Source organism: Shewanella sp. 4t3-1-2LB, assembly GCF_017368415.1.
GTDB classification, from domain to species: Bacteria; Pseudomonadota; Gammaproteobacteria; order Enterobacterales; family Shewanellaceae; genus Shewanella; species Shewanella fodinae.
Genome location: NZ_JAFNJD010000044.1, coordinates 1 through 19,360, shown reverse-complemented (window position 1 = coordinate 19,360; position 19,360 = coordinate 1). Strand labels below are relative to the sequence as shown.

Sequence of the window (19,360 nt, the reverse complement as noted above, 5' to 3'; positions counted from 1 at the left end):
GCGACAAATTTGGAATTTCTGACGTGATCACAACCGCGAATATCACCATGCAGTTCGGCGTAAAGCCCCTGTTTGAAAACATCTCCGTCAAGTTTGGTGACGGTAACCGCTATGGCTTGATTGGCGCCAATGGGTGCGGTAAGTCCACCTTCATGAAAATCCTTACCGGTGAGCTGGAACCTACATCGGGTAATGTGTCATTGGATGTCAATGAACGCCTTGGCAAGCTGAACCAGGATCAATTTGCCTATGAAGAATTCAGTGTAATTGATACTGTGATCATGGGCCATAAAGAGCTCTGGCAAGTGAAGCAAGAGCGTGACCGTATCTATTCGTTACCGGAAATGAGCGAAGCAGATGGTATTAAGGTTGCCGAACTGGAGATGGAGTTTGCCGAGATGGACGGTTACACTGCAGAGTCTCGGGCGGGGGAACTGCTACTGGGTGTTGGGATCCCACTGGAGCAACATTTTGGCTTGATGAGTGCGGTTGCTCCAGGCTGGAAACTGCGCGTGTTGTTGGCACAGGCGTTGTTTGCTGACCCCGATATTTTGCTGCTCGACGAACCCACCAACAACTTGGATATCGATACCATTCGCTGGTTACAAGAAACCTTGAACCAGCGTAACAGCACTATGATCATCATTTCTCATGACCGTTATTTCCTCAACTCTGTCTGTACCCATATGGCGGATCTGGATTATGGCGAATTGCGGATCTACCCAGGCAACTACGATGAATATATGACGGCGGCGTCGCAGGCGCGTGAGCGCTTGCTGGCAGACAATGCCAAGAAGAAAGCCCAGATTGCTGAATTACAAACCTTCGTTGCCCGCTTTTCCGCGAACGCTTCTAAGGCAAAACAGGCAACCTCCCGCGCGCGGCAGATTGATAAAATCAAACTGGATGAAGTTAAGGCATCCAGCCGTGTTAATCCCTATATCCGCTTTGAGCAGGACAAGAAGTTGTTCCGCAATGCGCTGATTGTCGAAAACCTCAGTAACGGCTTTGACCACCCGTTGTTCAATAACGTTAACCTGATTGCCGAAGTGGGCGAGCGCATTGCCATTTTGGGTGAAAACGGTGCGGGTAAAACGACCTTGGTGCGCACGCTAATCCATGATTTACCACAAAAAAGCGGTACTATTCAGTGGTCAGAAAACAGCAGTATTGGTTATTACGCACAGGATCATGCTGACGATTTTGAGAACGATATGAATTTGTTCGACTGGATGAGTCAGTGGCGCCGTGAAGGGGATGACGACCAAGCTGTGCGCGCAGTCCTGGGGCGAATGCTATTCAGTGCCGATGATATCAAGAAGTCGGTCAAGGTGCTGTCTGGTGGCGAGCAGGGTCGCATGCTATTTGGCAAGCTGATGTTGCAGAAACCCAATATTCTGGTGATGGATGAGCCGACTAACCATCTGGATATGGAATCGATTGAATCGCTCAACAACGCGCTGGAAATGTACGAAGGAACCTTGTTCTTCGTCTCTCATGACCGTGCGTTTGTGTCGTCACTGGCAAATCGGATCATCGAAATTTCCGCGCGCGGCGTGACAGACTTTAAAGGCCGCTACGACGAATTTTTGGCCAGCAAGGGCATTGACGGTTGAATTAGCCAATTGTCTTATAAAGGCCTGCCAATGCAGGCTTTTTATCTGGCACGTTTAAATATTGCGCCAGTCGCTGAATGCGGCTTTGGCCTTTTGTAGCTTTGCATATGCCTGTAACAGGCTCTGGTGTTTATTAAAACTCAGTAACCCTCCGGTTTTGGGCAGATCATAAGCGGCAATTTGACCGTTGATATGCTGCAACGCCAATGTCACATCATGCTCGGTAAATAAACGGCGGAATTTCGGCAGATACTCCTCTGGTTCCCGGTCTTCTGCCTGCATCTGCAAAAGGGCCAGCAATGCGTGATAAAAGCGTAAACGGGGCTGTTTTTCTGCCGAGATGCCATAAGCATTGAAATCCACGGTCCACTGCGCCCAATCTTGAGCGTCTTGTAGTTCGTTCAACGCTAACGCCAACAAACAGCGCAGCTCGCCAATACGCAATGTTGCCCATGCACTATTAGCGTCTACTGCAATGCACAACAACTGATCCAGCGGTTGAAACTCATCTAAATCCAAGGCATCAATTTCGGCCAGAACCTGCTCAGCTTTGTGCGCATCTGTCGGGACTTGTAACCACTGCTCAATCAGCGAACGGAGCCGCATCGCTCGGTTGTTATTGGCAAATGACAGGTCATCCACCGGATAGATCTCTGAATAGCCAGGCACCAGTATGCGGCAGGCATAGGTCTGTAGGTGGCTGTAATCTGCGATGTAAACTTCGGCGCTTTCATCCTGAAATTTTGCCAGTAGATGTGCAAACTCTTCTTCAGTTGAGCCGCTAAAGTTCCAGTCACTAAAGGGATAATCGGCGGTTTCACGGAACAGATCCCAAGAGACTAAGCCGGATGAGTCAATAAAGTGAGTTTCCAGATTGGTGTGATCTGCTACCTCATCATTGTCGAATGACGGCGATGGGAAAATATCAAGATCTTTCAGGCTCCGGCCTTGCAGCAGTTCTGTGACTGTACGTTCCAATGCCACTTCAAAGCGTGGATGTGCACCAAAGGAGGCAAAGCAGCCACCATTTTGTGGATTGAATAAAGTGACGCAGATAACTGGATAACGACCGCCTAATGAGGCATCAAAGCAGGTGATTGGAAACCCTTCAGCTTCCAACGCCGCAATTGCTTGTTGGACTTTGGGGAAACGTGCCAGTACCTCAGTCGGAATTTCCGGTAACGAAAGGCATTCGGCAATAATCTTATTTTTAACATAGCGCTCAAAGCACTCAGATAACGCTTGGGTACGAGCTTCGGTCTTGCTATTGCCCGCTGACATCCCATTACTGACATAAAGATTGCCGATAATATTCATTGGAATATATACCAGCTCGCCATCAGACTGCCGCTCAAATGGCAAGGCGCAGATGCCACGTTGTGGATTACCTGATTGCACATCAATCAGCGTGGCAATATCTAAATCTTGTTGCGGGTCGTAATGCCGCCATAAATAGTCGTCAAGTAACCCTTCGGGTCTGGTGTCACTCACTGGAAACCATCTTTCATTGGGATAATGCACAAATGGGGCATTCGCTAGTGCTTCCCCGAGATGAAAATCGGCAAAAAAGTAATTGCAGGCAAGCCGTTCAAAATACTCACCCAGTGCACTGGCAAGTGCTGCATCACGGCTGGCACCTTTACCGTTGCTGAAACATGCCGGACAGTTACGATCACGAATGTGCACTGACCAGACATTTGGAACCGGATTCAGCCACGAAGCCTGTTCAATATCGAAGCCAAGATTTGCCAGCCGCTGTTGCATGGTATTGATCGACGTTTCCAGCGCTTCGTCTTTACCGGGGATGTATGTCAGAGTCATTAAAAGCCTTGCGAGATTATCGGTGCGAGGGGGCGCATGTTAGCACAGCTGCGATGTTTCTTGGCAATCATTATCATTCAACAAGTGTGGCAAGCCTGTGAATACGCCAATTGTTACCAGAGGTAACAGCTTGCACATACAGGTTTTTTATCAACGGCTTGACTGCTAGAATGACCTCCAATTTTTTAGTCTGTTGCAGCCAGCGGCTGCCGGGGTTCGGTCACTTGGAATTTTTATACGATTACGGATTGTTTTTGGCAAAGGCAATTACCATCGTGCTAGCAGTTGCTGCGGTGGTGTTATTAGTCGTTGCGGCTTCGATGAAGCAAAAACATGAGCGTGGCGAGCTGAAATTGACTCATATCAGTGAGGAACTGCAGTCACTGCGGCATCATCTGAAGGCAGAGTTATTGGATAAAAAGGCCTTTAAAGCCTATGAAAAACAACATAAAGCGGAGCAGAAAGCGAAAGATAAAGACCAGCAGTCCGCTGATAGCACTAAACCACGAGTATTTGTGCTGGAATTTAAAGGGGGCATTGAAGCCTCTGAAGTGGCTTCGCTGCGGGAAGAGATTTCTGCGGTGCTGGCAATCGCCGAAAAATCTGATCAGGTGCTGGTTAACCTAGAAAGTGGCGGCGGTATGGTACACGGTTACGGTTTAGCCGCCAGCCAGTTGGAGCGCGTCAGACGTGCCGGATTACCGCTGACGGTGTGTGTGGATAAAGTTGCCGCCAGTGGTGGCTATATGATGGCCTGTGTCGCGAATCATATTGTTGCGGCGCCCTTTGCGATTGTAGGTTCCATCGGGGTGGTTGCTCAAATACCTAATTTCCATCGGTTGCTGCGCAAACATGATATCGATTATGAACAGCACACAGCTGGGGAATTCAAGCGGACTTTGACCTTATTCGGAGAAAATACCGATGAAGGACGCGCTAAGTTCCAGGAAGAACTGGAACAGACGCACGAATTATTTAAGGGATTTGTGAGTAATTTCCGACCACAGTTAGACGTCGCCAAGGTGGCCACGGGGGAACATTGGTACGGACAACAAGCAGTAGCGTTGGGATTGGTGGATGAGATTGGCACCAGTGATGATCTGCTGATGAAATTGGCGGACGAGAAACAGGTGATTAAAGTGCGTTATCAGATCCGTAAAAAGATTACTGATAAGCTGGCGCATAGCGCATCTTTGATGCTCAGTGAATGCTACGACCGGTTACTGCAGAAAAATCGCCCTATGTAGTTGTTATGGCGCTGCAAAAGACAAAGGCAAGGTAAATTACCTTGCCTTTGTTGTTTTTGCCGTATTACAGCGGGTAACTGATGTGCTGATAGAATCCGACCATCATTTCCTGTGTTTTAGGATCCAGCTCAATGGCTTTCGCAAACTCTTTCAGCGCGGCCTCCACTTGATTCATATAGCGACAGTAGCCTGGCTCAGAGTAATCATCGCGGGTAGCAACCAGAATGAAATCGACGGCTTCTACCTGTTTTTTGCCATCCCAATGCTGCAGGAATTTGGCTTCATTGTCGTTGGGATTAAAACCGATCATCACGGTTTCTTTGGTGGAACCCAACTCTTCATATTTGCTATTTCGTACCAATGGGGTCAGGCCATTTCCCACCATTGCCACATGTTTCAAATGCTTTTGGTTAGCGGCCGCCAAAAAACGGTCTTCCAAGTATTGATACAACGCGGAGTAATCGCCTGTATCCTGTTTGAGAACCGCCATCTTTAATTGACGGCTTAACGGTAATGTGACCTTAACGTAGGCAGTAGATGTGTAGTTGGTTGGCAGTTCACACTGTCTGGATTTATAACGCATGTAAATATTACGCAGCTTGTAGCCATAGGTCTTGTTCTCTCCTTTAGCTGAGGCAAACAGATCGTAGGTCATATGCTGATGGTCACGAATTTTGACGTTTAACTGTTGTTCCGGCAGTAGTGGCAACAGATCCCTGACCACAGCGCGAACACGGTTATGGAAATTAGCGGCATTTGCGCGAATATCAGTACCGGTCGCCAAAAACAGCAAACGCAGCTTGCGGGCTTTGTAGTCCGGTTCGAAGAATAGACTTTGTGCTTCGTGGTAAGCCGGGTTATAAAAGAACAAAATCTGTTCAGCGGTTTGCAGGGTATAGGCTTCAGTGTGGTAGCGCACAACTGGCAATTTGTCATGGGCGATAACATGAACATTAAACAGCTCCTGCTCCGCTGTCAGCTTAAAGAACTGTTCGCTGATGCTGCGGTAACAATGTTCGTAGCTGTCATAATGAGCCAGTAGGGCATCAGTGACCTTGATGTCAGCCATAATGTACTGATTGGTGCGCGTAGCCAGCGGTACGTATAGTTTTTGCATCAACATAATCATTCCTTATAAATCGTCATTCAACGAATGGGGATATTTTAACCGTTTTTCATGGGCGGAAATATAGAAGGCAAGCGGCTTTCAGCACGACATTTATTTATGCTAAGTTACCGTTTTTATGAATAAAACTAATCCGAAGGAATGCTGATGATCCTAGCTGCCAGTGACAGATTGATCCTGCGCCATTTTCAAGACGATGACTTGGTGGCGCTTTTCGAGATGAACCGAGATCCACAGATCTTGACTTACATTCCGTCAGCGCCTTTTCAGCAACTGGGAGACGCTGAAAAAGTGCTAAAAGAAGTGATTTACGCTGATTATGAACGGTATGGCTATGGTCGCTGGGCGGTAGAACTGAAAGCCAGCGGCGAGGTCATTGGTTTCTGCGGCCCCAAATATCTGGCAGATTTTGATAAAGTAGAACTTGGTTATCGTTACTTTTCCCAATATTGGCGACAGGGGATTGGTTTTGAAGCCGCCAGTACTGCATTACCATTATTTAAAACACTGTGTGGCGTAGATGAAGCGATTGCGCTGATTATGCCGGGTAATCAGGCATCAGCAGCGTTAGCTCATAAGTTAGGGATGCAGATATCTGCTCGCAGTCAGTTCCAAGGACATGACGTCGATGTCTTTCATACTTGGCTCTAAGTTTCGGCAAATTGCCGCAGCAGGTTTACTCTAGTGCCTTCTGCACCCACGGCAACATAAACTTACTGATAGTTAGCTGTGCTTGTTCATTGGGGTGTATGCCATCGCGCTGCATCAATTCTGGATGTGGGGCAATAACTGTCATAAAAAATGGCACTAAGGTTACTTGAGGCTGTTCCGCCAGTTGTTGGTAAACTGCCATGAAGGCTTTTTCATAACGTGGGCCATAATTAGGTGGTACCATGACTTGCGACAACAATACCTTGGCACCTGCTTGCTGTGATAGTTCAATGATTTTTTTTAGATTTTTTTTCAACTCCGCAGGGGAAAATCCACGCAAGCCATCGTTACCCCCCAATTCTACCAGCACGACATCAGGGTGCACTGATTGCAACAATCCTGGCAATCGTCGCAGCCCCCCAGCACTGGTTTCACCGCTGACAGAACCGTTAATAATGGTATGCTCAGGTAATGCGTTGCGTAACTCTTCAACCCAGCCTTTATGTTCATCAACGCCATAGCTGGCACCTAGACTGTCTCCTAGTACCAGCAACGTAGCAGCATGAAGCGGTAAAGACGTTAGCATTAATAACAATGGTAAACAGACCATCGGACGACAGTATAAGGAAGCGATTTTGAACAACAGTGCCATAAAAGTTTCCCAGTTAGTAAAAACCGTCAAGACTCAGGAAGGGGACCTCACTATCCTGAAAGGCATTAATTTGGATGTCAAGCGGGGCCAGAGTGTGGCCATTCTTGGCCCCTCTGGTTCTGGCAAGTCCACATTGCTTGGGTTGTTAGCGGCATTGGACACCCCCAGTTCTGGTGAAATCTGGTTAGACGGCGAGCCGTTATCTGGGCTGAATGAGGAGCAAAAGGCCGCGCTGCGCAAGCAGAAAGTCAGTTTTATCTTTCAGTCGTTTATGCTGGTTGATACTTTGAGCGCGCTGGAGAATGTCATGTTGCCAGCCGAGCTTGCTGGCATTAAAGACGCCAGAGATAAAGCCAAGCGGATGCTTGAACGGGTTGGCTTGGGTCACCGTTTAGCGCATTACCCAAAACAGCTGTCGGGGGGGGAACAACAGCGGGTGGCTATTGCTAGGGCCTTTATTTGTGATCCCCAAGTGCTATTCGCTGATGAGCCCACCGGCAACTTGGATAAACACAATGCCGATAAGGTCGCTGACATGCTGTTTGCGCTAAATCAAGAAAGTGCGACGACGTTAATTCTAGTGACCCATGATCTGCATTTGGCACAACGTTGTGAGCGTCAATTACTGATGGATGATGGCCAGCTTTTTGAACAGCGTGCCGATAGCAGTAGTCAAGTTATTGGGGAGCGTTAACGATGGAGTGGACTCTCGCATGGCGCTTATTCAGGCGTGAACTGAAGCAGGGACAATTGGTACTGATTATTCTGGCACTGACGCTGGCGGTATTGTCAGTGACCGGATTGGCACGGGTAAGTGAACGCTTACAGGTGGCAATTAATGGACAGGCCAGCAAATTTATTGCGGCTGACAGGATTATTAACTCTCCTGTACCGTTAGACGACACTATTCTGCAGCAGGCAACGATGCTTGGGCTTAAGCTGTCTAAAAATCTGCAATTCAATTCGATGGTTTACAGCGGTGATGAGTTTCAGTTAGTAACGGTAAGAGCTGTTGATGATGCTTACCCACTAAAAGGCCACATTGAACTTGCTAGCGGCGTCACCGATAAACTGCCACTACCCGGAGAGCTTTGGTATGAAAGCCGTTTAGCGGCGCTGCTGGGACATCCAGATACCGTCGAACTTGGCAACAGCCGTCTGAAAATGGGCGCTGCTCTCAGCCGGTTACCCGATGCTGGTTTTAATATTTTTGCTTCTGCGCCGCTAGTATTAATGCGGCTAGATGATGTTCCCGCCACAGGCGTTATTCAACCCGGGAGTCGCGTCACTTATCTTTATCAGTTTGTTGGTACGCTAGCACAATTACAGGCGTTTGAAACCTATGCGAAACCGCTACTCACCAGCTCACAGCGCTGGGTAGATGTGCAGTCAGGTGATTCTCCTATAGCCAGTGCAGTGCAGCGTGCCGAACGTTTTCTGTTGCTGTCGAGCTTGTTAGGAATCGCATTGGCTTGTGCCGCCATTGGCATTGCAGCGCAGCGTTATTGCCAGCGTCATTACGATGTGGTGGCAATGGTGAAGACCTTTGGCGCAAGTGCGCGGCAGATCCGCATTCTGTTTGGTATGCATTTACTATTAGTAACCGTTGCGGGAGTGATATTTGGCTTGTTGGGAGGCTTTTTGCTGGATGCATTAATAATGCTGGCACTGCCTGCCGAAATAGCCGCGTATTCAGCACCCGTGTTATGTCCACTGTTGTTGGGCGTTGCCACCGGTTTTATCAGCGCATTTATGTTTTCGGCTTATCCGTTGTTACGTTTACTCAATATTCCGCCTCTTAGAGTACTGCAGCGACAGTTGGAAGGCGTAAAGTTAGGGATGTGGCTGCATCTGGTACTTAGTTTACTCGCCATGGGGTTACTTGGCTGGTTGTATTCAAGGTCGCTGACATTGACGCTCACCGTCGTGGCAAGTGTGGTGTTATTAGGGCTGTTATTAGGCGTGTTGGGGTTGTTGCTGATCCGTATGGGCCAGAGCATAGGTATGAAAACCACCAATCCACTGTCTCTGGCGCTTGCTGGATTACGTCGCCGCGCCAGACAAAATGCGCTACAACTGGTGGGGTTTTCCAGTGCCTTGGTATTGCTGTTAACTATTCTAGCGTTACGACAGGATCTTTTGGAGGAATGGCAAAAGCAGTTACCCGACAATGCTCCCAATTATTTTTTGGTGAATATCGCGCCGGAAGAAGTCTCACCAATGCAGACGTTTTTACAACAACATGCGATTGACGCAACCGATATCTATCCGGTGATCCGCGGACGTCTTAGCGCAATTAACGGTGAAGAAGTCATTACATCGGAACAAAAAGAGCAGGGGCAGCGCGGACGGATGGGGATATCTCGGGAACTCAATCTGACGTGGCGAGATACTTTGCCGCGCCATAATCGGATTCTGCAAGGCCATTTTAATCAGGCCGCAGACGAAGTTTCTGTGGAGTCAGGGGTTGCCGAACGCCTAGGCATCAATGTCGGGGATGCTTTGAGCTTTGTCATTGATAATCAGACGGTGGTTGTTAAGGTGGCAAGTATCCGGGCTGTGCAGTGGGAGACCATGCAGCCCAATTTCTTTATGATTTTTACCCGAGAAGCCATGGCGCCTTTTGCCTATACCTCAATGGCAAGTTTTCATCTCAATGATAATCAAAAAAATGTGGTACTTGAGCTTATTCGCCAGTTTCCGACTGTTTCTATTATTGATGTTGGGGCTATTATCAGCCAGTTGAAAGGCATTGTATCGCAGGTGTCTCTGGCATTGACATTGGTGCTGGTACTCGTTGTTATGGCAAGTGCGTTAGTGATGTTAGCGCAGACCGAAGCCGGGATGGCAACTCGCCAGCGAGAGCTGGCAATACTCCGAACCTTTGGCGCCTCCGGCGGGTTGTTGCGCTGGGCAACCAGCTTAGAGTTTGCAATATTGGGGTTTGTTGCTGGGACCTTGGCGGTGATCGTGACTGAATTTTCTATCTGGTTATTAAAAACGCAGGTGTTTGAATTGAACGTATATGCTCACTGGGCGTGGTGGCTAATTGCCCCAAGCGCTGGTGCTACCTTGGTAGCGACGCTGGGATTGTGGCGTTGTTGGCAATTGTTGCAGAAATCGTGCGGTGAACTATTAAAGCTAGAATAAAATGTTCAAAAAATAGGCAGATATTTTCCTTGTGGATATTGCCATAAGGCAATGTTTATCCGGGTACGTATATAACAATATCAAGTGATATGTCGTATTTAATAAAAAGGGGAGCCGAAGCTCCCTTTCTTTTGGTAATCATTTATTAATTCCACCAGCCATTTGCTGTTACTACTTCCAGATGTTGAAGCCCTTCTGGAAGTTTTGCTTTTTTGCGTTGAGGCTTAGAAAAACCCAGAATTTTCTTGATTGAGTTGATCATAGTATTTACCTCTTATGCGATGGATGTATCGTTAGATATCAGCTTGATATAAGGAACACCAGCAACTTCAGTAGGTTTCAGCTTGATGTGAGGTACTGCAGCAATCATCTCTGGTTTCAGCTTGATGTGAGGTACTGCAGTATAAGACATTTGCTTGAGTTTTATGTGCGGAACAGCTTCTAGGCTTGTTTGATTCAACTTTATATATGGTACTGCAGCATAAGTTGTAATTGTTACCGTTGCTAGTATCACTGCTGCGATTAATTTTTTTATCATTGCTATATCTCTCTCATTAAGTAGGTTACTCGGATAGCGATAGACTTTTGACGCTAGACAAGAGAGATAAAGCAGATGTCGTGCCAATTTTATTTTGACACTAAAATCAACTGTTAATTGGTTCCATTCAATTGATTATCGGAAATCGTTTTATCTAGTTTTAGATATTCAGTGAACTCATGTTCAGGTATTGCTTTGCTATAAATAAACCCTTGTATTTCTTCACAATTTAATGCCTTTAGTATATTCAACTGCGCTGCTTGCTCAACGCCTTCACCCACTACTGAGAGTCCCATGTTATGGGCAATAGTAATAATAGAATCGACCATCTTTAGATCACGATCAGATTTATCGATGTCGTCGACAAAGGCCTTATCGATTTTCAAAGTATGAATGGGAAAACGCTTCAAATAAGACAGAGAGGAATAACCCGTACCGAAGTCATCTAACGCTAAAGAGATCCCCAACCGAGTCAGTTGCTGCATAACTTTGATAGCTTTTTCCGGTTGCTTAATGACTGTACCTTCAGTAATTTCAAGCTCTAAGTTGTTCGCTGGTAGGCGGGTCAGACGTAAAATTGACTCTATTCGAGTTTGCAGGTCTGGTAATGCAAACTGACGTGACGATAAATTGACGGCAACTCTGCCGGTAAATAGCCCATCTTCTCGCCATTTTTGCGCGGCGAAACAGGCTTTTTTTAACACCACATCACCAACTTCGACAATTAATCCGGTTTCTTCTGCCAAGGGAATAAACTCGGCTGGTGGGATTAGTCCATGTTGCGGATGATTCAGTCGGACCAATGCCTCCATGCCAGCTAATTTGCCTGTTCTCAAATTCACTTTGGGCTGGAAATAGACCTCGAACAGATCGTCTTTTAGCCCTTCACGTATCAGGCTTTCCACTTCTAACTGCCTCAATGCATTACGATTGAGTGCCTCAGAATAGAATTGGTACCGGTTACCTCCTGCCGATTTAGCGTGATACATAGCAATATCCGCTTTCCTCAAAAGCGCCTGTTCATTCTGTTCATCTTCTGGGTAAAGTACAATGCCAATGCTGACTCCCACAACCAAGCTTTCGCCAGATAGCGTAAATGGTTCGTTAAAGGCCTCGATAATGTCATTGGCAATTAACGCGCTTGAACCTATATCCGGGTTTTTATCTACCAAAATTGCAAATTCATCTCCACCTAATCGATAGAGGCTAGTGTGCTTGGGTATTATACCTGCAATACGTGTAGAAACTTGGCAAAGTAAATCATCACCAACCTGATGGCCGAGTGAATCGTTAATTTTCTTAAAATTATCTAGATCAAGGATCATTAATGTATGGTGATGATCTTTCTTTACCAGATTTTCTAATGTCACTTGCAGATTAGAGCGATTTGGTAGGCCAGTCAGGAGGTCGTTATTAGTCAAACGACGAAGTTCCTCTTCCTGTTGTTTCCGGTGTGAAATATCTGAAAAAACACCAACGTAATGAGTGAGTAATCCTTGCTCATCGTAAATGGCATCAATAGTGAGCTCCATCAGAAAAATAGAACCATCTGCGTATTTCGGGATGATCCGGCCAGCGATTTCGGCATGAGTCGGCCACCCATTTCGGTATCATCCGGCCACTGATTTCGGCCTCATCCGGCCACCTGTTTCGGTATCGTCCGGCCAGTTTGTTCTTCCTTCGTTTTACGGTCTTTGGCATAACAGTTTTTTAACTGTTTGCCGGAGTAGTCATGACACGTAAAAAGAAAATGGTAAGGACAGATATGCAAACTTATCTGGATATATTCCGTCTTAAATTTGAGGCCAAGTTAAGCGACAGGCAAATCTCTCAGGCGCTAAATATTGGCCGGGCAACCATCAGTGATTTGGTTATCCGCTTTAACAATTTAGGCCTCAGTTGGCCGCTGGCAGCCGACTATCCGCTTGATAGCCTCGACAAACAGTTATTTCCTGGCCGTGATTACAGTACGCAGCGGGTCTTGCCGTCGTGGGTGCAGGTACATCTTGAGCTGCGCAGAAAAGGCGTCACCAAACTGCTGTTATGGCAGGAGTATCAGGCAGAGCACGGCAGTAAAGCGCTTGGCTACACGCAGTACTGTGAACATTACCGGCGTTGGTGTGCTGTACAAAAACGCTCGATGCGACAGCATCATGAAGCCGGTGAGAAGCTGTTTATCGACTTCTGTGGCCCGACAGTGCCGATTGTGAACCCAGAAACAGGTGAGATAAAACCGGCCGCTATCTTCGTCGCCACCCTGGGCGCATCGAACTACACCTATATTGAAGCCTGTAAAGGTCAGGATAGGGAATCCTGGCTGATGGCGAACAGTCGTTGCCTGACCTTTTTAGGTGGCGTACCCGCATTATTGATACCCGACAATCTCAAAGCCGCCGTTGATAAAGCGGATAAGTTCGAGCCGGTGATTAACGACAATTACAAAGCGCTGGCCAGACATTATGGCTGTGCGTTGATGCCCACCCGACCACGCAAACCGCAGGATAAAGGCAAAGTCGAATCTGCGGTGCTGATTGTGGAGCGCTGGGTATTAGCCCGGCTGCGCCATCAGGTATTTCACTCACTGGCCGCGTTAAATCAGGCTATCCGGGAGTTGAATACTGAACTCAATCAGCGGCCCATGAAGCATTACAACGGTGCCAGCCGTGAGCAGTTGTTTAACTTGCTGGATGCGCCTGCATTACAACCACTGCCGCCTTACGCTTATGAGTACACCGATTATCGCATTGCCAAAGTCGCCAAAGACTACCACGTACAATACGACTATCACTGGTACTCGGTGCCACACCGTTTAGTCGGTGAGCGGGTTGAAATCAGTGCCACCCAAACGCTGATAAAGGTTTACCATCAGGCGAAATGCGTCGCTCAGCATCCGCGCAGCTATACCCGCTACCGGCACACGACTGATATAGCGCACATGCCAGAAAACCATGCTGCCCATCTGGAATGGAGCCCTGAGCGCATTCGCAGCTGGGCAACCCATATCGGCACTAACACGCTGGCGGTGGTCTTAGCGGTTGAGCGTAACAAAGACCATCTTATCCAAGCGCAGCGCACCTGCCTGGGACTCCTTAGCGAGCAAAAACGCTACGGCAGTGACCGGCTGGAAAACGCCTGCGCGCTCGCCATAAGCCGCCAGCTACCTTATATACCGGTCATCAAAAAGCTGCTTAAAAACGGTGAAGATATGCGCTGGCAACCGGATGAAACTAAAACCATTATCCCTGGCCCGCACACCAACATCCGTGGCTCAAAATACTACCAATAAGGACAACACCAATGGACTCACTGCTTATCCAACTACGCCAGCTTAAGCTGGCGGCTATGGCCAGTGCGCTGGAGCAACAACGCCTGGCGCCCCATACCTATGCCGAACTTAGCTTCGATGAACGATTGGGATTGCTGGTCGAGCAAGAACATCTGGCGCGGGATAACACCCGCTTACAACGCTTGCGCAAACAAGCCAATCTGCGCCTTAAAGCGACACCAGAAGGCTTACGCTATCCGGCAAAGCGCGGCTTGCGAGCTGAACAAATTACACCACTTATGCAAGGACATCACCTGACGTACCACCAGAATATCTTGATAACCGGGCCCACCGGCAGCGGCAAAACCTATCTTGCCTGCGCCTTAGGTGAGCAAGCTTGCCGACAGAATAAACGCGTGCTGTATTACCGGTTAGGTCGGTTACTGGAAAGCCTGAAAATGGGGCATGCTGATGGTAGCTATCTTAAACAACTGGTACAGCTACAAAAGGTAGATATGTTGATCTTGGATGATTGGGGCCTTGAGGGATTTAAAGGTAAACAAGTCAGCGATTTACTGGACGTGATTGAAGATCGCTACGAGCAACGCAGCACAATCATCGTCAGTCAGTTACCGGTCTCGGAGTGGTACGGCTTAATGGATAATCCAACTGTTGCAGATGCGCTGTTAGACAGAGTGATCCACAATGCCCACCGACTGGAATTAACAGGTGAGTCACAACGTAAAAAAACACTGGTTCAGGGTGAAGAAGTCGGGTAAAAAGAGAGGATAAACGAAGGTCAGATCATGCTGGCCGGATCACACCGAAACGCCTGGCCGGATGAAACCGGAACAGGTGGCCGGACAAACCGAAATACGCACCATTCGAAACGAATCATGCACTCCAAGTAAGTAATCTGTCTCAAATAGCGTTTTAGCCTTACGCTTTTCCTGACGAGCAATGACAGCTTCTCGGCGCTGCATCAACAGTCGGCCCCAACGGTCAGGGCATGAGTCCAGAAAAATCTTAAAGTTTCTATCATCCTCTGCGTGTTGCTCACCTGTGTACAATTGCAGAGTTGGATCAATCTGATGAACGAACTTCGAAGCAAGCCAAGCTTCATCGTATTTAAAGCTGAAATGCTCTTTGCCCCGAACTATCGATGAACGCAAAATGCCAACGGATAAGGGCATGTCAGCATCATCGATCCAGTCAGCATAGACATAGATTTCCATTGTAGCCGTCCCCTACCGTTTACCGTGTAATAACTCGATGTCTTGGAGCTTTCTGCCAAGTTCATCATCTAATGCCACCTTACCGAGATCAGCTTGCAAACCAAGCACAGCAAGTACATTGATGTAATGCCCAATCGATACGGTTGGGTCGCCGCTTACGATTTTTCTTAAGGTCGGCTTAGAAATGCCTGTTCGTTTGTGCATTAGCTCTTGGCTGATCCTGCGGCGCTTCATGGCTAGCATAATGTTCTCCCCCATAATCTGTAAGATTTTCTGATTCTTGGGAAATACCACCGCCCCACGCTTAGCTTGCGACTCATTACCTTTCATAATGAAACTATATTTTCACTTATAGAGAATAAATGAAATTATAGTTTCACATTGGATTGCTAGTCAATGATTGCAATATGTCTTAAATAGAAAAGTGAAACTATAGATTCATAAATCTTGATTTAATGAAAATATAGTTTCACTTTAAACAAGAGGGGTCAGCTTAACAAGCTGCTCATGAGTTCGAGCTTTTGTTCTTTTGTCAGTTCACTGAGTAAGGATTTCATCGAATCAAGTTCAGATTTCACTTTCGGCTGCCGAAGACCGGCGCATTCTTCCAACTTTTTCGCAACGCGATCTGCTGGCTCACGCAGCTCTTCCGCAGTGAGAATGGTATAACCGCCAGTGACATCATCACGTGAGGTTCGGTGGTTTAGCAGCCGTTTCAGCGTATAGCTCCCAACACCTAACGCAACACCATCTGCCCATTTAAATACCAATCTATATTCATACAGACCCCTATTTTCCGTTCTACGCTGAATGTTCAATGTAGTCATTGACTGCATTTTCTACCGCCGCGTTCAAACTAATGTTTTGCGATAGTGCGATTTCATTAAGTCGAGCGTGAACCTCTGGCGAGATCCGAACGTTGAATTTGCCAGAGAAGTTCTTATAAGGCTCAATGCCTCGCTCCTGACACATCTCTAAAAAGACGTTTAATGACTTCGCGCCCTCAGCTTCCAACTGAGCGATGCTTTCACCGTAGAAATCCGCGCCGCCGTTTAAGCCAACAAACTCACCGCGGAATGTTTCAGCATCTGGATCATAATCAATAAAGGCTTTTACACCGCTAATCATCATTAAATTTTTCATCTGATTTTGCGCGAGATACACCGTCCTTCAGGGCGGTGAGGGATAGCGCCGTTTGCTCTGCAAACGCCTCTCTCGCTCTCCGTAATTAGTGGGCTACCTTGGAATTAAAATAATAATGATATCCAGTGTTTCTCTGAATGATCTGGCAGGTTTTGTACGAAACACCTTGGACACCCCCTGTTTTCGTTTGCACATTAAAGTACCCTGAATCTCGCACCGCCACTCGGCCTACATGAATACCCTGCTTTTTGCCTTTCGTCACTGTGGATATGACTAAATCGCCAGTCTGAAAGCCAAAATATGTTTTTTTACGCTGTAAATATCCTCGCGGAAAACCATATTGGTCAAGTCGAGTTCGCTGATAACAACCTCGGCCCATTGCTTTTACGACCAGTGTTGGTCGGCTCCAGCCTTCGACAGGTTTAGTCAATTCGCCAGTCATCAACGCATCCAGCGCATGAGTTTTAGGGAGTTGATAACGCATCCGGTTATATTTGGTCTGTGCGCCTGTTCCGGTGCTCACCGGAAGTTGTTGAGAAGCCAAATCGCGTCCCAGTTGATTGCGGCAGGCATTCACAGCCCCAGCATCTTTTAACCGGAATACTTTTCCGGCTAATATTTGTGTGATTTTGACCTTCCTCACCTTGTCTAATTTTGTGTTTTTTAACGTGCTTAAAAACTCGGACAAGGTGAGACTACCTTTGGCCTGATTGCAGGTGCGACAGGCAATGACCAGATTATGAATGCTGTTTGTACCCCCTTGGGCGCGAGGGTGTTTATGCTCAACCTCTAAAATTGGATCGAGGCTTTCCCCCGCGCAATAGGCGCAAGTGCGTTGATGTCTTTCCAGTAGATATTCACGCACCTCATATTGAAATAATGTGCCTTGCTGATATTCAACACCCTGAATATCTGGGTTGAGCATCTTTTGCATATCGAACTTCACCCGCTCAAACACAATGGCAGAAACCGGACACAGCCGTTTGAGTTTCTGTACCAATGCCAGTGTGGTGTCCAGACGATGTTGGACAGACGGAGGCAACCACCCATCCTTACGAGTGCGGTTGTCAAATCGGGCTGGACGATAACGCAATTGATTGCGGCGTCTTCTGCGAAATGCTCGGCGTTGTGTTAACGCCTCACTGATTTGGTGGCCTCTGTGTTGTAATTCAAACAAGCAAAGTGCTCGCATGAGCGTTGGCAAGTCCATCACCAACGCGACTCCGGTATAACGGCTGCCGGGGTCAATTTTCAGTTGGAGCGGTTGTGTTGCATTGCCCGTTTGTTTTTTCAACCGAATTGTGAACGGATAGGTTTTATGAACGACTGCTTGTTTTTTTGACAATAAGAGTCGAGCGCGTTTCTCCGAACACGGCATCAACGGTTTCTTATTTTTCGATAAAACAAAGACAGCCATACTTTTCCTTTAAAATAATTCCCTTACGGGACTAGTAACGCAGGCTTTCGCCTGTCTCCCTTCGACAATGTATAACCCCAGCACATTTCTGGAAACCTTCGTGTTGTACCCTCAACACAGCATGATCTCCGAATTCTAGCGCTTGAGACTCAGGAAGCATCTCAAGGTAGGTCTTGAACTTAAGTTATACGGAGTAAGATCGAAATCTTACACAGTCTGGTCAATCAGGCTTTGAACAAGCCTCGACTTTTAAGTCGGGGTGATTGACGCTTTTACCCCGTTTCTTTCCAACCATTTTTTGACGCTTACCACTGCGCTGTTAAATTGCATCTAAAATTGGTCCAATTCAACCCAAATTTTGCATGTGGAACTGAGCCGCTTATCTCACCATCAATGACAACAATTCAGTATGTTAAGTTATCCTAGGTATGATCACTTTACTGTGCAAATGGTGGATCAATTTTGAGTACAAGTTAACAACATAGATCTGAGGGAACATTGGAAAAGCCCGCCAAATGACAGCATCTGACGGGCTTTATTTCAGGATTTAACAAGTTTGAGGTCACCTTTGCGGCTTTCTTTCATCTTGGTGTAAAAGTTCTCATGGTGACCAATGCTCAGTAGATATAGTTCCAGCTTATCCTCTATCCAGGAGTAGCCTAACAGTACCTGCTGGTTGTCCATACTGAACTTGTGTACCCGCAGATGTGAGAGATCGCCTTTTTTCAGTTCACCCAACTCTGGATTGGCGATGACTTTTTCAATTTCATCTTCGACAACCATTAGCTGTGATTGAGATAGTTTGGCCAGGGCTTTTTCAAAGCGCCGGGATTCGTATACATCAATCTCGCTTTGTTCTTCTGACATAACGTCTGGTTAATCCTTGTTTGACTTCCTCTGTCGCAAGCAAAGATTCACGTACAAATTCGTACGGCAAGTCGGGATTGTCGATCATGATCTGACCGATTTTAGCCCAATACTCGATCTGCTTGGGTAGAGAGCGGTTTTCTGCTTCTGCATGAACTCTAGCATCAGAGACGAAGTCTTCATCCAGTCTTACGCTAGTTGCCATTGTCGTACCTTTCGTTGTGTAGTTGGTTGTTTGTGTTTAGTCGTTTGCATTAGTCGTTTAAGGCATGGCTGAATTTTGCGACATAATGTCGCGTAACGCAACATTATGCGCAAATTTTTATATAACGTTGGCGAGAAAACCCAGCGATCAGCTCTGCTGTCGCTGGGATGAATCGCCTAGCCCTGTTCTTGAATGTACTTGCGTACCGTGTCAGCACTATTTAACAACGAGAATAATGTGTAAGGCTAAGAGGTGCTTACAGTGGGATCTTGTTCTGTACTCCATAGTTGACAACCCCTATGCGTATTCCGGCGATTCCGGACACCGGTTCTTGTTTAAACCGGACACCATTATTCCTTACTTTTCTCTAGCCCTATTTTTACCCTACCTGTCCGGATTGCGCTAGTTTTCTCATGGATTCACCTTC

At 47.0% G+C, this 19,360-nt stretch carries 18 protein-coding genes and 1 pseudogene; 7 read left to right on the top strand and 12 right to left on the bottom strand.

The genetic code is table 11. The annotated features are described in order from the left end of the window. The first annotated feature begins 23 nt into the window (after positions 1-23). On the top strand, positions 24-1,616 hold the full coding sequence (locus tag J3L11_RS15030; RefSeq protein WP_189618507.1) for an ABC-F family ATPase: 1,593 nt from the start codon (positions 24-26) through the stop codon (positions 1,614-1,616). A gap of 54 nt (positions 1,617-1,670) precedes the next feature. On the opposite strand, the gene ycaO is transcribed toward J3L11_RS15030, so the two are convergent. Then, a complete protein-coding gene (gene ycaO / locus J3L11_RS15025; RefSeq protein WP_207571544.1) occupies positions 1,671-3,437 on the bottom strand; it encodes a 30S ribosomal protein S12 methylthiotransferase accessory factor YcaO in 1,767 nt (588 codons plus the stop codon). A 224-nt stretch (positions 3,438-3,661) separates the two neighbouring features. Between ycaO and sohB the strand changes: the two genes are divergently transcribed. After that, complete coding sequence (sohB, locus tag J3L11_RS15020; RefSeq protein WP_207571543.1) at positions 3,662-4,684, top strand: protease SohB; 1,023 nt, start codon at positions 3,662-3,664, stop codon at positions 4,682-4,684. Between the two features lie 64 nt (positions 4,685-4,748). Here the strand turns inward: sohB and J3L11_RS15015 are convergent, their stop codons facing one another. Further along, positions 4,749-5,807 carry a DUF3083 family protein gene (locus tag J3L11_RS15015; protein ID WP_242695274.1) on the bottom strand — a complete coding sequence of 353 codons (1,059 nt, stop codon included), beginning with the start codon at positions 5,805-5,807 and terminating at the stop codon, positions 4,749-4,751. A gap of 150 nt (positions 5,808-5,957) precedes the next feature. Between J3L11_RS15015 and J3L11_RS15010 the strand changes: the two genes are divergently transcribed. Further along, positions 5,958-6,461: a GNAT family N-acetyltransferase gene (locus tag J3L11_RS15010; RefSeq protein WP_207571541.1), complete on the top strand. Its 504-nt coding sequence runs from the start codon at positions 5,958-5,960 to the stop codon at positions 6,459-6,461. A gap of 25 nt (positions 6,462-6,486) precedes the next feature. Here J3L11_RS15010 and J3L11_RS15005 read toward each other — a convergent pair whose 3' ends face one another. Beyond that, complete coding sequence (locus J3L11_RS15005) at positions 6,487-7,071, bottom strand: arylesterase (protein ID WP_189618552.1); 585 nt, start codon at positions 7,069-7,071, stop codon at positions 6,487-6,489. Positions 7,072-7,093: 22 nt separating this feature from the next. On the opposite strand from J3L11_RS15005, the gene J3L11_RS15000 reads away from it, so the two are divergent. Next, positions 7,094-7,807, top strand: coding sequence for an ABC transporter ATP-binding protein (locus J3L11_RS15000; protein WP_189618554.1), 714 nt, complete (start codon positions 7,094-7,096; stop codon positions 7,805-7,807). A gap of 2 nt (positions 7,808-7,809) precedes the next feature. Continuing rightward, positions 7,810-10,263 carry an FtsX-like permease family protein gene (locus J3L11_RS14995; RefSeq protein ID WP_207571540.1) on the top strand — a complete coding sequence of 818 codons (2,454 nt, stop codon included), beginning with the start codon at positions 7,810-7,812 and terminating at the stop codon, positions 10,261-10,263. A gap of 274 nt (positions 10,264-10,537) precedes the next feature. Here the strand turns inward: J3L11_RS14995 and J3L11_RS14990 are convergent, their stop codons facing one another. Together J3L11_RS14990 and J3L11_RS14985 are read right to left on the bottom strand one after the other, a co-directional pair. Next, positions 10,538-10,801 (bottom strand): hypothetical protein, encoded by a 264-nt coding sequence (locus tag J3L11_RS14990; RefSeq protein WP_207571539.1) that lies wholly within the window; start codon positions 10,799-10,801, stop codon positions 10,538-10,540. 113 nt (positions 10,802-10,914) lie between these two features. After that, a pseudogene (locus tag J3L11_RS14985) lies at positions 10,915-12,351 on the bottom strand (EAL domain-containing protein); the annotation flags it as partial. 182 nt (positions 12,352-12,533) lie between these two features. Here J3L11_RS14985 and istA point away from each other — a divergent pair. Together istA and istB are read left to right on the top strand one after the other, a co-directional pair. Next, the gene (istA, locus tag J3L11_RS14980; protein WP_229014382.1) at positions 12,534-14,087 is read left to right on the top strand and encodes an IS21 family transposase; all 1,554 of its coding nucleotides are present in this window, start codon (positions 12,534-12,536) and stop codon (positions 14,085-14,087) included. Positions 14,088-14,098: 11 nt separating this feature from the next. After that, positions 14,099-14,845: an IS21-like element helper ATPase IstB gene (gene istB / locus J3L11_RS14975; RefSeq protein ID WP_008950208.1), complete on the top strand. Its 747-nt coding sequence runs from the start codon at positions 14,099-14,101 to the stop codon at positions 14,843-14,845. Between the two features lie 39 nt (positions 14,846-14,884). Here istB and J3L11_RS14970 read toward each other — a convergent pair whose 3' ends face one another. From J3L11_RS14970 to J3L11_RS14940, 7 genes are all read right to left on the bottom strand, one after another. Then, the gene (locus J3L11_RS14970) at positions 14,885-15,301 is read right to left on the bottom strand and encodes a HipA N-terminal domain-containing protein (RefSeq protein ID WP_207571538.1); all 417 of its coding nucleotides are present in this window, start codon (positions 15,299-15,301) and stop codon (positions 14,885-14,887) included. 12 nt (positions 15,302-15,313) lie between these two features. After that, a complete protein-coding gene (locus J3L11_RS14965; protein WP_207571537.1) occupies positions 15,314-15,631 on the bottom strand; it encodes a helix-turn-helix transcriptional regulator in 318 nt (105 codons plus the stop codon). Positions 15,632-15,789: 158 nt separating this feature from the next. Beyond that, complete coding sequence (locus tag J3L11_RS14960) at positions 15,790-16,071, bottom strand: hypothetical protein (RefSeq protein ID WP_133040551.1); 282 nt, start codon at positions 16,069-16,071, stop codon at positions 15,790-15,792. A gap of 31 nt (positions 16,072-16,102) precedes the next feature. After that, positions 16,103-16,444, bottom strand: a complete 342-nt coding sequence (locus tag J3L11_RS14955; protein WP_133040552.1) for a type II toxin-antitoxin system HicB family antitoxin — start codon at positions 16,442-16,444, stop codon at positions 16,103-16,105. An 85-nt stretch (positions 16,445-16,529) separates the two neighbouring features. Beyond that, on the bottom strand, positions 16,530-17,861 hold the full coding sequence (gene iscB / locus J3L11_RS14950) for an RNA-guided endonuclease IscB (RefSeq protein ID WP_133040553.1): 1,332 nt from the start codon (positions 17,859-17,861) through the stop codon (positions 16,530-16,532). A 540-nt stretch (positions 17,862-18,401) separates the two neighbouring features. Further along, complete coding sequence (locus tag J3L11_RS14945) at positions 18,402-18,728, bottom strand: type II toxin-antitoxin system RelE/ParE family toxin (RefSeq protein WP_133040554.1); 327 nt, start codon at positions 18,726-18,728, stop codon at positions 18,402-18,404. Beyond that, positions 18,703-18,933, bottom strand: a complete 231-nt coding sequence (locus tag J3L11_RS14940) for a hypothetical protein (RefSeq protein WP_207571536.1) — start codon at positions 18,931-18,933, stop codon at positions 18,703-18,705. Before J3L11_RS14940 ends, J3L11_RS14945 begins: the two co-directional genes overlap by 26 nt. Positions 18,934-19,360: the final 427 nt, after the last annotated feature.

Bases quoted from the DNA above. Each gene is read 5' to 3' on its own strand.
- J3L11_RS14940 (WP_207571536.1), bottom strand. From the start codon at position 18,933: ATGGCAACTAGCGTAAGACTGGATGAAGACTTCGTCTCTGATGCTAGA.
- ycaO (WP_207571544.1), bottom strand. From the start codon at position 3,437: ATGACTCTGACATACATCCCCGGTAAAGACGAAGCGCTGGAAACGTCG.
- J3L11_RS14965 (WP_207571537.1), bottom strand. From the start codon at position 15,631: ATGAAAGGTAATGAGTCGCAAGCTAAGCGTGGGGCGGTGGTATTTCCC.
- J3L11_RS14995 (WP_207571540.1), top strand. From the start codon at position 7,810: ATGGAGTGGACTCTCGCATGGCGCTTATTCAGGCGTGAACTGAAGCAG.
- istB (WP_008950208.1), top strand. From the start codon at position 14,099: ATGGACTCACTGCTTATCCAACTACGCCAGCTTAAGCTGGCGGCTATG.
- J3L11_RS14990 (WP_207571539.1), bottom strand. From the start codon at position 10,801: ATGATAAAAAAATTAATCGCAGCAGTGATACTAGCAACGGTAACAATT.
- J3L11_RS14955 (WP_133040552.1), bottom strand. From the start codon at position 16,444: ATGAAAAATTTAATGATGATTAGCGGTGTAAAAGCCTTTATTGATTAT.
- J3L11_RS15005 (WP_189618552.1), bottom strand. From the start codon at position 7,071: ATGGTCTGTTTACCATTGTTATTAATGCTAACGTCTTTACCGCTTCAT.
- iscB (WP_133040553.1), bottom strand. From the start codon at position 17,861: ATGGCTGTCTTTGTTTTATCGAAAAATAAGAAACCGTTGATGCCGTGT.
- J3L11_RS14945 (WP_133040554.1), bottom strand. From the start codon at position 18,728: ATGTCAGAAGAACAAAGCGAGATTGATGTATACGAATCCCGGCGCTTT.
- J3L11_RS15010 (WP_207571541.1), top strand. From the start codon at position 5,958: ATGATCCTAGCTGCCAGTGACAGATTGATCCTGCGCCATTTTCAAGAC.
- J3L11_RS14970 (WP_207571538.1), bottom strand. From the start codon at position 15,301: ATGGAAATCTATGTCTATGCTGACTGGATCGATGATGCTGACATGCCC.
- J3L11_RS15015 (WP_242695274.1), bottom strand. From the start codon at position 5,807: ATGTTGATGCAAAAACTATACGTACCGCTGGCTACGCGCACCAATCAG.
- istA (WP_229014382.1), top strand. From the start codon at position 12,534: ATGACACGTAAAAAGAAAATGGTAAGGACAGATATGCAAACTTATCTG.